General features: G+C 45.0%; 11 protein-coding genes. 3 read left to right on the top strand and 8 right to left on the bottom strand.

Going from position 1 to position 13,436, the window contains the following annotated elements; translation table 11 throughout:
• Positions 1–13: 13 nt before the first annotated feature.
• Positions 14–1,225, bottom strand: a complete 1,212-nt coding sequence (gene fabB, locus C9I43_RS04440) for a beta-ketoacyl-ACP synthase I (RefSeq protein ID WP_181317848.1) — start codon at positions 1,223–1,225, stop codon at positions 14–16.
• A gap of 138 nt (positions 1,226–1,363) precedes the next feature.
• Between fabB and mnmC1 the strand changes: the two genes are divergently transcribed.
• The gene (gene mnmC1, locus C9I43_RS04435; protein ID WP_107882349.1) at positions 1,364–3,478 is read left to right on the top strand and encodes an FAD-dependent 5-carboxymethylaminomethyl-2-thiouridine(34) oxidoreductase MnmC1; all 2,115 of its coding nucleotides are present in this window, start codon (positions 1,364–1,366) and stop codon (positions 3,476–3,478) included.
• A gap of 109 nt (positions 3,479–3,587) precedes the next feature.
• On the opposite strand, the gene C9I43_RS04430 is transcribed toward mnmC1, so the two are convergent.
• From C9I43_RS04430 to prmB, 6 genes are all read right to left on the bottom strand, one after another.
• Positions 3,588–4,250, bottom strand: a complete 663-nt coding sequence (locus C9I43_RS04430) for an RNA methyltransferase (protein ID WP_107882347.1) — start codon at positions 4,248–4,250, stop codon at positions 3,588–3,590.
• Positions 4,251–4,255: 5 nt separating this feature from the next.
• On the bottom strand, positions 4,256–4,540 hold the full coding sequence (locus C9I43_RS04425; protein ID WP_076498130.1) for a YfcL family protein: 285 nt from the start codon (positions 4,538–4,540) through the stop codon (positions 4,256–4,258).
• Positions 4,541–4,545: 5 nt separating this feature from the next.
• The gene (locus C9I43_RS04420) at positions 4,546–5,724 is read right to left on the bottom strand and encodes an ATP-NAD kinase family protein (RefSeq protein WP_107882345.1); all 1,179 of its coding nucleotides are present in this window, start codon (positions 5,722–5,724) and stop codon (positions 4,546–4,548) included.
• A 77-nt stretch (positions 5,725–5,801) separates the two neighbouring features.
• Positions 5,802–6,974 (bottom strand): MFS transporter, encoded by a 1,173-nt coding sequence (locus C9I43_RS04415; RefSeq protein ID WP_107882343.1) that lies wholly within the window; start codon positions 6,972–6,974, stop codon positions 5,802–5,804.
• A gap of 67 nt (positions 6,975–7,041) precedes the next feature.
• On the bottom strand, positions 7,042–8,136 hold the full coding sequence (gene aroC / locus C9I43_RS04410; protein ID WP_107882341.1) for a chorismate synthase: 1,095 nt from the start codon (positions 8,134–8,136) through the stop codon (positions 7,042–7,044).
• Positions 8,137–8,260: 124 nt separating this feature from the next.
• Positions 8,261–9,205: a 50S ribosomal protein L3 N(5)-glutamine methyltransferase gene (prmB, locus tag C9I43_RS04405; RefSeq protein WP_076498122.1), complete on the bottom strand. Its 945-nt coding sequence runs from the start codon at positions 9,203–9,205 to the stop codon at positions 8,261–8,263.
• Between the two features lie 81 nt (positions 9,206–9,286).
• Between prmB and smrB the strand changes: the two genes are divergently transcribed.
• Positions 9,287–9,817, top strand: coding sequence for an endonuclease SmrB (gene smrB / locus C9I43_RS04400; protein ID WP_076498120.1), 531 nt, complete (start codon positions 9,287–9,289; stop codon positions 9,815–9,817).
• Between the two features lie 105 nt (positions 9,818–9,922).
• Here smrB and sixA read toward each other — a convergent pair whose 3' ends face one another.
• The gene (gene sixA / locus C9I43_RS04395; RefSeq protein WP_076498118.1) at positions 9,923–10,393 is read right to left on the bottom strand and encodes a phosphohistidine phosphatase SixA; all 471 of its coding nucleotides are present in this window, start codon (positions 10,391–10,393) and stop codon (positions 9,923–9,925) included.
• Between the two features lie 169 nt (positions 10,394–10,562).
• On the opposite strand from sixA, the gene C9I43_RS04390 reads away from it, so the two are divergent.
• Complete coding sequence (locus tag C9I43_RS04390) at positions 10,563–13,352, top strand: insulinase family protein (protein WP_107882340.1); 2,790 nt, start codon at positions 10,563–10,565, stop codon at positions 13,350–13,352.
• Positions 13,353–13,436: the final 84 nt, after the last annotated feature.

Below are 13,436 nucleotides of genomic sequence, written 5' to 3'. Positions count from 1 at the left end.
TTGATAAACAAACTTATTTAAATTTGCGCATCACTAACGTGGCGTTTGTACCGCCAAAACCAAAACTGTTACTCATTACGGTGGTCAACTCAGCATCGCGATATTCTCTAACAATTGGCATACCTTTCGCCGCTTCGTCAAGATTATCGATATTGATACTTGGAGCAATAAAGCTGTTTTCCATCATCAGTAAACTATAGATAGCTTCATGTACACCAGCAGCACCTAATGCATGGCCTGTCATCGACTTAGTCGATGCGATAGGCGGGCACTGGTCTTTGAATACTTCACGTAATGCTTCTAGCTCACGCATATCACCGACAGGCGTTGAAGTGCCGTGAGTGTTGATGTAATCAATCGGGGTATCGACATCAGCCATGGCTAATCTCATGCAACGAACCGCACCTTCGCCCGATGGAGCCACCATGTCATAACCGTCAGATGACGCGCCGTAACCAATCACTTCTGCGTAAATTTTTGCGCCGCGAGCCAGAGCATGCTCTAACTCTTCAACCACAACAATACCGCCGCCGCCTGAAATCACAAACCCATCACGGTCTGCATCATAGGTGCGTGAGGCTTTTTCTGGCGTGGCATTGTATTTAGTAGACAGCGCGCCCATAGCATCAAAGCCCATGGTGAGTGTCCAATCGACTTCCTCTGCACCACCGGCAAATACCATATCTTGCTTACCCATTTGGATAAGTTCTACAGCATGACCAATACAATGCGCGCTGGTGGCACAAGCAGAACTGATTGAATAGTTCATGCCTTTTATTTTAAACGGCGTGGCTAAACAAGCGCTGGCGGTGCTCGACATAATACGTGGCACAATATACGGGCCAACACGTTTAACGCCTTTTTCACGCAGTGTGTCTGCAGATTGTACTTGGTTAGACGATGATGCACCGCCAGTACCAACAATCAAACCTACGCGCGGATCTGAATACTGCTCTTCCGTTAAATTGGCATCGCTAATCGCTTCTTGCATTGCAATGTAAGCATAAGCAGCGGCATCGCCCATGAAGCGCAATGCTTTACGATCGATATGCTCAGCAGGGTTTAATTTGATATCTCCCCATACATGGCTACGTAATTGCATTTCTTCAAACTGAGCGGAATGCGTAATACCACTGCGGCCCGCTTTCAGTGACTCGGTTACTTCTTGCTTGTTATTACCGATGCTTGAAACAACACCCATTCCGGTGATCACGACTCTTTTCATTTTATTGCTACCCATTGTGTACATATCAGTACCTACTTTTTGCTGAGCCAATAATATCTGTTTTGACTCAATTAAGTGGTCAGCTTTCCATAAAGATGCGTAAAATAATGCCTATTATGAGACCGAGAGTAAATTTCTTTGATTACAGAGCTCGATAAACCTTGCCAAATTAAGCGTGATTACCAGCAATTAATCAACCTTTATCCCGCAACAGCTCACACTGATGCACACTATGCCAGCAAACTGCGCGTTTATCAGCAGCAGATAGTTAAGGCTAATGCACAGCAAAAGTTACTCGTACTAGGACAAATAGGCCTAGGTGACGGGCTTGAAATGTTATCTTGGTGGCACGCACAAGCCAATCTTAACCAGCGTTTATTGCTTAAAGTATTCGAGCCCAACCCTATTAATAGGTACGAACTTACATTACTTTGGGATCAATCACGCACTTCAATGGCTGAACCCGCCAGTGAATTAAAGCTTGATTCAGCCTTCACATTCAAGTTTGGCACTAAGCTTAACCCATTAGCGCAAACCTTACTCTATGCTGCGCCTGCCGCTATTATAGGCTGTCAAAGATTTATTTTTGATGATGGTCGTATCACCATTGATTTGCACTTTGGTGATATTCACACTCAACTCTCTTCATTCATCCATACGCCACAGCATCCCATTTGCCACTGGCTAGTGCTGCCCCATCTGCAAAAGCTGCTACATTCGCAAATCTATTGGCAGATGGCCAAACTCAGTAACGATAATACAAAGATTGCCGGTGTGGAATTAACCGAAACGACACGTAATAGCATGAAAACCTGCGGTTTTGCAGTGAATGACATCAATGATTACAGTAGCAGTGATTATAGTAATCGTGATGATATAAGCTTCGCCGAAAAGTCGATTAACCACCAGCGCGATGCCGTACTATTACACGAGCGCCATGTATTGCGTCAGCAAGACGCTCAAGCCTACGGCTTTAATCCTACACAGGGAGTTTCACCCTCAGATATCACCTCCCCGATTGCCATTATTGGCGGTGGATTAGCCTCGGCGCATTTAGCCTTGTCTTTAGCTGAACGTGGCCAAGGCACGCAACTATTTTGTAAAGATATCCAGCTAGGCCAAGGCGCATCGGGTAACCGTCAGGGGGCGATTTATCCGTTACTCACGCCCGAAAATGATGAATTGAGCGTTTTTTTCCAGCAAGCATTTTTATTTAGCCGACGCCGAGTGCAAGCTCTAACGGCTGCCAGCGCCGAAAATCAAACATCTATTTCCCATGATTTTTGCGGTGTATTGCAAACCGCCCACGATGAACGCAGCCAATTAAGACTGAATAAAATAATAAAAAGCCAAGATTGGCCACCGGAAATTGCCTATGCCGTCAATGCAAATAAAGCCAATGCCATTGCCAAGATTAATCTTGATAAACCCGGCTTTTTTTATCCTTTAGGTGGCTGGGTTTGTCCATTTGAATATGCCGAGGCCGCCATACAAAAAGCGATGCAACTTACCGAGGTCAAACTCAATCTCAATACTGACATCCTTAACATTGAGCGCCAAACCGATGGCTGGTATTTATTAACTGACAATCATCGTTTTGGCCCCTTTGCTCAGCTAGTGCTCGCTAATGGCGCAGAGCTCACGCAATTTGATGCCAGTAATCAATTACAAATCAGCCCTTTTCGCGGCCAAGTTAGCCATGTGCCGGCTCAATTTGAATTGAGTCAACTTGCGACAGTGCTGTGTGCTAATGGTTATTTAACACCGAGCCATGAAGGGCTCCATTGCCTTGGTGCCAGTTACGTTAAAGATCCCGCACATCTGGACTTTTGTCCGCAGGAACAGCAAGACAATCTTGCAAAAATGCATGAGAGTTATCCTAACCAGAGTTGGCTTGAAAATATTGATATGAGTGACAACAATGCCCGCATAGGGGTGAGAATGGTGACACGGGATCATTTCCCTATGATGGGCTGCGCCCCAGATGTAGCAAAAATTTTTAACGATTATCTGCAACATCAACTCACTAAAGAGAGTCGACACTACTGGCAAATAACGCCAGCGCCGGTGCATCAAGGGCTGTATATTCTCGGTGGCTTAGGCTCAAGGGGATTAAGTTCAGGGCCACTAGCTGCCGAATGCCTTGCAGCGCAGCTTTGCGGCGAGCCAATACCGCTCGACAAAGAAACCTTATGTAAACTTAACCCTAATCGTATGTGGCTGCGTAAGTTACTCAAGGGCAAAGCCCTTTAGTTGGCAAGTGGCTTAAAAAGGCACAAGTCACTTAAAAAAGAACGTCTTGTAACAAAAAAGGAATTAAGCCAAGGCTTAATTCCTTTTTTGTATATTATCTGTAAACCATTTAAGCAGCGGTAATTACGATAGATGTATCGATACTGCTTGGTTCAACATGTCGAGGTTTTCGTGGTGCTCGAGGCACTTTTACCCGAGTACGATTATTGTTATCGCGGCTCTGACGAATGAGCGCATCACCAGCTAAATTCAATGACAGGTTTGCAGCCTCACGATGGGATTTAGCCAATCTGTCATATAGCAACACATTGACCGATGCCGCCAGATTCATACAACCAACCGTAGGCACATACACTACGGCATCGGCTTTATCGATAATGTCTTGGCCAATAGTGCCATCTTCAGGGCCAAACACATAAAAGGCTTTCGGTGGATGGACAAAATCGGGCAGCGGCGTTGCGCCAACGACTAAATCTACACAAATCAGTTTAGTATCTGCCGGAATTGATTCTAATAATGAGTTAACACCCATGAGCGGAATATGCTCGCCCGCGTCTTTAGTATCAACATGATATTGCGCCGCGCCTGAACGCGCTGCGAGCTCGTAACGTCTGCCGGTATAGAATACGCCGTTAACGCCATAACAACCCGATGCGCGCATAATGCCGCCAACATTGACTGGCGTTTTAGGGTTTACTAAACCGATAAATACCGAGCTAGCATCTTGTAAATCATCACTTATTGCCACTTGTAGCGGTTCTGAAATCAACATCGTATTTAGGCTACATCCAGCTCACTGATAATCTTGGCGTGTAACTGTGCCCATGCTTGCTCAACTAAGGCGTAGTCGGCATCGTTTAATTCTTGGCGCGCCAGTGCTAAACAATCGGTCATTTTCAACATAAGGGCATCGATATCGGTTTCACCCTGCGCTTCAAGTTGTGACAACACCACGGCCACATGGCCCTGTAAATAACCACAGGCAAACAAAGCATCGTCATCACCATGGCTGACTACGCTGGCGATCCACTGTTCTAATGCGTCTTCGTAATGCTCTAACATTGACTCTAATTCTCCATTGATACTGAATTTACGGGCGCATTGGCTGCGGCCAATAAATCTGGATTAGCCACCTGATACATCACGTAATCATGGTAACCGGTAATCACTTTGTAATAGCCGCCAAGCTCGCGATCTAATTTAGGGTCGCCACTATCCACAATTAGTGGTCGTCCTTCAAGTGCTTTTAACTTAGTTTTTGTAGCAAGGATAATAATATTGTCTTTTCCGATACGCCTAATAAGCGCAGGCGACAACTGTTGATTACCACGCCCTAAAATATGCCCCTGACCACCAATCAAGGTGATCACTAATTTAGTCGGCTTATCTTGGGTAAGCTTAAGTAACTCATTGGCGGTTAAATCACTACCAATAAGTTTTTTATGCTGAATAAGATCAACACCTAACAAGGTATTATCGAGCTTTAATTCTTCCATCATAAAGGCAACGGTACTACCAGAACCTATAATGTAAAGCTCATCTTCCATTTGATTAATCACATCGGCGGCAATATCTGCCAATACAAGTTCATCGACTTCTTTACCGCCCATTTTAACCGCTTGCACATAACGCGGCTCGGCAGGCACTAAAAGTTCACCAAATCGTTTGGCGCGCACTGTGCCTTGACGAAAAGCCACTTCGTCGATATCCATTACATCTGCGGACATTAAGCTAACAAGCTCGCCATCGAGTAACATTTTCACCACCATGCCTGACGCATGGGGCGTAATACCATAAACGCCAGAATGGATTTTAACGCCCGCTGGCACGCCCAGCACGGGTAATTTGTCATCAATGTCGGCTTGTTCAAACACAGAATAAACATCGCGAGCGGTACCATCACCACCGGCAAAAAGGAGTAAATCTAGCGGTTCATCCAGCAATGCGCGCGCAACGGCTTGGGTATCTCGTGCTTGGGTTTTTTCAGGAGTGTGGTACACCACTCGCGTGGTAAACCCCAGCGCTTTAGCGACATCTTCTCCCATACTACCTGAGGCAGTAATAACTTCGATTTCATCACGATAATCACGGATCACCTCAAGCGCTTGCATCATGCGCATCGCAGCTTTCGGCTCTGCCCCTAAAGCCAGAGCCTCTGCTGCCACACCATCACTACCTTTAAGACCAACACTGCCACCAAGGCCGGCTAATGGGTTGATAACTAAGCCTAAACGAAATCGAATCACTTCTTACCTCACTCAGCACAATCTTGTTATTATTTTTAGTTTATTATTTTTAAATTCTGTTCAAAAAATGGCTTATTTTACACTGCAGCAGTAACACTAGACTTATCTTTAGGGATAAATAATACGGCCAACATCGCAGCAAAAGCGCACGCAGCGGCAAATATCCACGACCACACAGCGCCGCTACCATCGTCCCAAATATAACCACAAATCCACGTTCCGAGCGCGCCGCCAACCCCAAAACTTAAGCTGGCGTACAGCGCTTGGCCTTGGCTTCGATGACTAGCATCAAAGTGCCTGTGCACAAATTGAATCGATGCCGCGTGGGTTAATCCAAAGGTAAAGGCATGTAAGAGTTGGCTAAAGCCTAGCCACAACACGCTGTCCACTCCAAAGGCGACCAACAACCAGCGCAGGCAAGTCATACCAATACTGACAATCAATAAGGTATTAACGCCATAGCGGCCAAGTAAACGCGGCGCAAACATAAACATGACGATTTCGGCCATCGCGCCAAGGGCGACAAACATGCCCGCAGAGGATTCAGAATAGCCTGCTTGCTTTAAATATAAGACGAAGAACCCGTAAAAAGGCCCCGCACTCATTTGCAACAACATCGCCGAGATCAAGAACCAAATAATCGCCTTATTCCATTGTAACGGTACTCGGCTTTGATGGGTGTCGCGCACTAAACGATTGGCAGGTAATGGCAGCGCACAAACTAACATACCAATAAATAATGATAGGCCGATATAGGGCAGCACTTCTGTGCCCCACTGGCCAATCGCAAAGCCAGCACTCACCACCAAGCAAATATAACCGACACTGCCCCAACTGCGTATTTGGCCGTAACGGCTGGCATTCTCACCTAAAGTTTCTAAGGTAATCACTTCAAGCTGGGCGAGAATGGCATTCCAAAAGAATGTATATAAGGCCAAACTGAGCGCCATATACACAAATCCGCCGTGGTAGAAAAAGCTCAAATAAGCGAGTGCAGCGGCCCCTGCGCCCATTTTAATTAGCTCAGCGCGCATACCTGTTCGGTCAGCTACTTTAGCCCACACATTGGGTGCAACAATGCGCGTCGCCATAAGAATGGCGAGTAAAAAACCAATTTCTTGAGGGTTAAATCCGCGGTTTTCAAAAAAGACCCCAAGATAAGGGATCATAGTACCGAGAATAGAAAAGAAGAAAAAATAACAGGCACAAAGCCAGCGTAATTGCTGGTTTGTGCTAGAAGATACTGACATTAATACATTCCGTTTATCTCATGCCATCCATAGCATTTGTTATCGCATAGCGTCTATTTGATACCGACTATCTCATGCCAAGAATGGGCGTTTGGCTACATACATTTTGGTTTTGCGCCCTGTGCCTTAGCAAGTGGTCCATCAGCACTATGGCAAGCATGGCCTCGGCAATCGGTACAGCGCGGATACCCACACAAGGATCGTGACGACCTTTAGTGATAACTTCGGCCATTTCACCTTGCGCCGTCATACTTTGACCCGGTACGCTAATGCTTGACGTAGGTTTTAATGCAATATGGGCAATGATCGGCTGACCCGATGAAATTCCACCGAGCACGCCACCCGCATGGTTTGACTCAAAACCCAGTGGTGACATTAAGTCGCGGCCTTCGGAGCCTTTTTGCGTGACAACGCCAAAACCAGCACCGATCTCAACGCCTTTCACCGCATTAATCCCCATCAAAGCGTGGGCGATATCGGCATCTAATCTGTCAAACACTGGCTCCCCTAAGCCCACAGGTACGCCTGTAGCAACAACGGAGATTTTTGCGCCAATTGAGTCACCGGACTTTTTAAGCTCGCGCATATAGTCATCAAGCGCTTCAAGTTTGCTGGCATCGGGAAAGAAAAAGGCATTTTGTTCAATCTGGCTAAAATCAAGCGTCTCGGCAAAAATAGGCCCCAGTTGCGACATATAGCCGTGGATCTGAATACCATGAATTTGTTTTAAATATTTTTTCGCTACCGCACCTGCCGCCACCCGCATTGCGGTTTCGCGAGCTGACGAGCGGCCACCGCCACGGTAATCGCGCATACCGTACTTTTGTTGGTAGGTATAATCGGCGTGCCCTGGACGGAATAAATCTTTGATATTCGAGTAATCTTGGCTGCGTTGATCGGTATTTTCAATCAAGAGTCCAATTGAGGTGCCCGTAGTTTTACCTTCAAAGACGCCAGATAAAATACGCACTTCGTCAGGCTCACGGCGAGCCGTGGTGTATCGTGATGTACCTGGGCGACGGCGGTCAAGATCGTGCTGCATATCGGCTTCGGTTAATTCAAGCCCGGGAGGGCAACCATCAATAATGCAACCGAGCGCTACACCGTGGCTCTCACCAAACGTCGTCACTACAAAGTTTTGACCAATACTGTTTCCAGACATCCGCGTTGTACACCTTAAATTATTTGTTTATCGCTCCGTGTCCAGCGACCACTGGACCATTTATTTTCCCACTGCAAGCCTAACTGGCAGCGGGAAAAGTCTCAACCTAATTTGCTATCTTAAGTTATTGCGCGTCGCGATAAATACCAAACACTGATTGATTCTCAACCAGTTGATCACGCGTTAATACAAATACACCGTCACCCCCATTTTCAAAGGTAATCCAAGTAAATGGCACTTCAGGGAATTGCTCAATCAAATGCACCATAGAATTGCCCACTTCGACTACGAGTAGACCCGTTGGCGTGAGGTACTGTGCGGCGTTGGCCAGTATGCGTTTAGTTAAATCTAAGCCGTCACGACCCGATGCTAAACCAATGGCAGGCTCGTGATGATATTCATCAGGCATATCGCCAATATCTTCGGCGTCTACATAAGGCGGATTTGAGACAATCAAATCATATTGCGGCCCTTCTGGAATGGCTGAGAATAAGTCCGACTGCATCGGGAACACTCTGTCCATGACCCCTAAGGTTTCAATATTAATTTGCGCCACATCTAACGCATCTTGACTGATATCCAGCGCATCAACCTCAGCGTCTTCAAATTCATAGGCACAGGCAATCGCGATACAAGCGCTACCAGTGCATAAATCTAAAATACGCGTGACCGGTTTACCGTATAACCAAGGGCTAAAACGATTGGCGATCATTTCGGCAATCGGTGAGCGCGGCACTAACACGCGTTCATCGACGTAAAACTCAAGCCCTGCAAAACGCGCTTTATTGGTCAGATAAGGTACCGGTAAGCGCTCCCTTACACGGCGAATAATCAACTCGACAATTTTATGTTTTTCACTGCTGGTCAAGTTGCTTAAAATCACTTGCTGGCCGATTTCTTCGGGTAAGTGTAAAGCATGGAAAACTAAGGCAATGGCTTCATCCCATGCGTTATCAGTGCCATGACCATAATACACATTGGCATCGTTAAAACGGCTTACAGCCCAACGCAACATATCGCCAATGGTGCGCAACTCTGTCACGGCTTCATCTACAAAGATCTTATCCAAAACGTGCTCCTGCTAATTTGTTCGCAAAACATTGTAACTGAACTCTATTCAGAAACCATAGGATTCAATAGAATACCCGCCATGAATAAAGACGATGACAATGAAGGTTTGGCGATGTTTTCAAAGCTTATTGATGGGATTAAGCCTATCAGCCAAAATAAGCGACACTTCGGCACGCCCTTAAAAACCAAACAAGAAATCGAACTGAAAGAGCAGCAACTGCATGCTAACAGTTATTTCTCAGATACTTATCAACCATTACTGCCAGTACATGGACCGATGCGTTGGCTAGAAGATGGTGTTGATAGCATAGAACTCAAACGCCTTAGACGTGGGGACTACCAACCAGATTTACTGCTGGACTTACATGGCTATCGCCAATCAGAAGCCAAACTTGAATTAGCGGCCCTGATCCAAGCCTGCGTAAAACAGCAAAGCTTGTGTTGCTGCATTATGCATGGTTACGGCAGCGGCATATTGAAACAGCAAGTCCCCATGTGGTTAGTACAGCATCCTATGGTAAAAGCTTTCCACCAAGCCCCTAAAGAATGGGGCGGCGACGCAGCGCTATTAGTGCTGATAGATATTGGGGAACTGCCGCATCGACGGTAACTTGCTATCGGCTTTAGATATCAACGTTGCAGGTTTAGGGGGTTAGCAAAAACAAACGGCCCCATTAAGTGGACCGTTTTTTTGTGATAGAGACATAAATCTAGACTAGCTAATACTGTGGGGCGCATGCTGCCAAACGATTGAAGCTTGCTCAGCATGTTTATCAATAAGCGTAATACCCGATGTCGCAAATAAAGGCGGTTCCACACCGGCGACTAACTCACTGACTAAGTAGCCCAATAACGGCATGTGAGCAATCACTAGCACCTTATCGGCCTTGTATAACTCAGCGTAGGCAACCACCAAAGCGGCCACATTAGCAGGATCGCCAGCAGGGACAAGGTCGTCAGCGACTAACCATTTACGCGGCTCAGGAAAATGCTGACTTAGCTCCTGCCAAGTTTGCTGTGCACGTAAGTAAGGACTCACTAAAACAAGATCGAAATCGGTCACACTGCGCGCTAACCAGTTACTCATCAAAACGGTGTGGTGCCTACCTACGTCGGTTAGCGTTCTGTCTCTATCAGACTGCGCATTAAATCCAGCGTCACCATGTCTCATCAAAAATAGCTGCATACTTATCTCGCGACTCACATGTGTTTTTGTTTTATCCCAATTGTAGCCCTAAAACTCATTTCAACAAACCATGTAAGACTTAATCTTTAGTCGATAAATACAAGAGATATTTGCTAAAAACCGTTAAGGCTATCAATATATATCAAGCTATCGTTATCGGAGTGTCTCTTTGCAAGCCTCTCAGTCCATTTATAAAAGTCCTAATGATCATCGTCAGTACCGTTATCTCGTGTTAGATAACGCGCTTAGGGTGCTATTAGTTGAAGATCAAGATGCTAGCCAAGCAGCGGCGTCCATGGCTGTAGGCGTAGGTCATTTCGATGATCCCGCAGATAGACCCGGCATGGCGCACTTTTTAGAGCATATGCTCTTTCTTGGCACAGAGAAGTTCCCCGACTCAGGCGAGTATCACGCCTTTATCAATCAGCATGGCGGCAGTAATAATGCTTGGACAGGCACTGAACACACTAACTTTTTTTTCACCATCAATGAAGATGTGTTTGCCGATTCTTTAGACAGATTTAGCCAGTTTTTTATCGCACCTAAATTTGATTTAGAATTAGTGGATAGAGAGCGCCAAGCCATTGAATCTGAATTTAGTTTAAAGCTCAAAGATGATATCCGCCGAACCTATCAAGTGCTAAAAGAAACCGTTAACCCGCTCCACCCTTTTTCAAAATTCTCCGTAGGGAATTTAGTCACCTTAGGCGGTGAACAAGCGCAAGTTCGTAGCGAATTACTCAACTTTTACCAAAGCCATTACAGTGCCAACTTAATGACACTGTGCTTAGTCGCGCCACTTTCTCTTGATGAATTACAACACTTAGCAAACCATTACTTTAGTGGCATACAGAACCTAGACTTAGTTAAAAACTATCCTCAAGTACCTATTTTTTCTGAAAAAGAACTATTAACACAAATCAACATTGTGCCGCTTAAAGAACAAAAACGCTTAAGTATCAGTTTTAATTTCCCTGGGATTGACCACTACTACAAACGTAAACCTTTGACTTATATCAGCCATATTTTAGGTAATGAGAGCCAAGGTAGTCTGTTGTCCTATCTTAAAGAGCAAGGACTGGTGAATAACTTGTCTGCGGGTGGTGGCGTAAACGGGTATAACTTTAAAGATTACAGTATCGGCTTGCAGTTAACCGATAAGGGACTGGCGAATCTTGATGAGATTATCAGTTGTTGTTTTGAGTACATTGAACTCATCAAAACCCAAGGGTTAGATGAGTGGCGTTATTTAGAACGCGCAAATTTACTTAAAATGGCATTTCGTTATCAAGAACAAGTAAAATCACTCGATTTAGCCAGCCATCTCAGCATCAATATGCATCATTATGACGTTGAAGATTTAGTCTTTGGTGACTACCGCATGGATGGACTCGATATCCCCGAGACTATCGAGTTACTTGAGTTAATGACGCCATCGAACATGCGTCTACAGCTTATCGCGCAATCGGTTAAGACAGATCGTAAAGCGAACTGGTATCACACACCTTATAAAGTCAGCACAATTGCTGCACAATCTCTTGCTCGCTGGCAAGTTAAGCATATTCGTCATGAATTACAACTTCCTACGCCTAACCCTTTTATCGTAGCAGACTCGATTCCCAGGCCAGATAAGAGCGATGTAGATGTTCCTGTGATCGTCGCAGAATCGACTGGATACCGTATTTGGCATAAGAAAGATGATGAGTTTAATGTGCCGAAAGGTCACATGTATTTATCACTGGATTCAGAACAAGCGAGTAAAACACCAAAGCATGCCGCCCTCACCCGCTTATATGTTGAAATGCTGCTAGATTATTTGACCGAGCCAACCTATCAGGCTGAGGTAGCAGGCTTAAGTTACAATATTTATCCGCATCAAGGCGGGATCACACTGCATTTATCTGGTTTTACGGGCAATCAAGAAACTCTACTAACTTTGTTAATTGATAAAGCAAGGGAGCGTAATTTTACTGAAGATCGTTTTGCGCTGATTAAATCTCAATTACTGCGCAGCTGGCAGAATATGGCCCAAGCTAAACCCATTTCACAATTGTTTACGAGTCTCACTGTCACGCTACAAAAAAGCAGTTATGAGCCAGCTCGCATGGCACAAATGCTAGAAGACATTAGCCTTGAAGATTTACATGACCATGTACGTGCCTTTTACGAAAAAATTTACCTCGAAGGTTTAGTCTATGGAGATTGGTTAGTTTCTGAAGCTCAAGCACTCGGCAAACGTTTAGAGCACATTTTATCCTTAGTTTCGACGCCAAGCGCTGAGTCCACTAGAGAATTAGTAAATTTAACCGGCCAAGGCACATTGCTAAGGGAGCTCAGCATAGATCATCAAGATAGCGCAATCATAGTGTATTACCAATCGGCCGTGGCAACGCCAGATAAAATGGCGCTATTTAGCTTACTTAATCACACTATGTCATCCACTTTTTTTCATGAACTGCGTACTGAAAAGCAATTAGGTTATATGGTCGGGACAGGTTATCTGCCACTCAATCGTCATCCTGGACTCATTTTTTATATACAGTCACCCACAACAGGTCCATTGCATTTATTAGAAGCAATCGATGAGTTTATTGCCGACTTTAATTATGCGGTGATGCAAATCACCAACGAAGAATGGGAAAGCACTAAAGTAGGTTTAATCAGCCAGATAATGGAGCATGATGCAAATCTAAAAACGCGTAGTCAGCGTTATTGGGTCAGTGTCGGCAATAGAGATTATCAATTTAACCAAAGAGAAATTGTTGTCGATGAGATAGCTAAACTCACCCGTACCGATTTGCTGAAATTTATGATGCGTAGAATGCGCACTAAACACAGTGACCGCTTAGTCTTATTTAGCACTGGTGAAGAACATAAAACCCAGGCACCACTGCTATCAGAAAAAATGATTACCGATCTCAAGACTTTCAAGCAAATAGCGGAAAAGTTTAATTTTTAAACAAATTACTTTTACCCACATATTTGTTCACTATTTTAAATAAACAAACAAAACCGCTACTAATCAGCCCAACGATAGTCGTAT

The organism is Shewanella morhuae (genome assembly GCF_003028295.1).
In the GTDB taxonomy this organism is placed as follows: domain Bacteria; phylum Pseudomonadota; class Gammaproteobacteria; order Enterobacterales; family Shewanellaceae; genus Shewanella; species Shewanella morhuae.
Note: the sequence above shows the minus strand (reverse complement) of the source record. Positions and strands in the feature narration are given on the sequence as shown.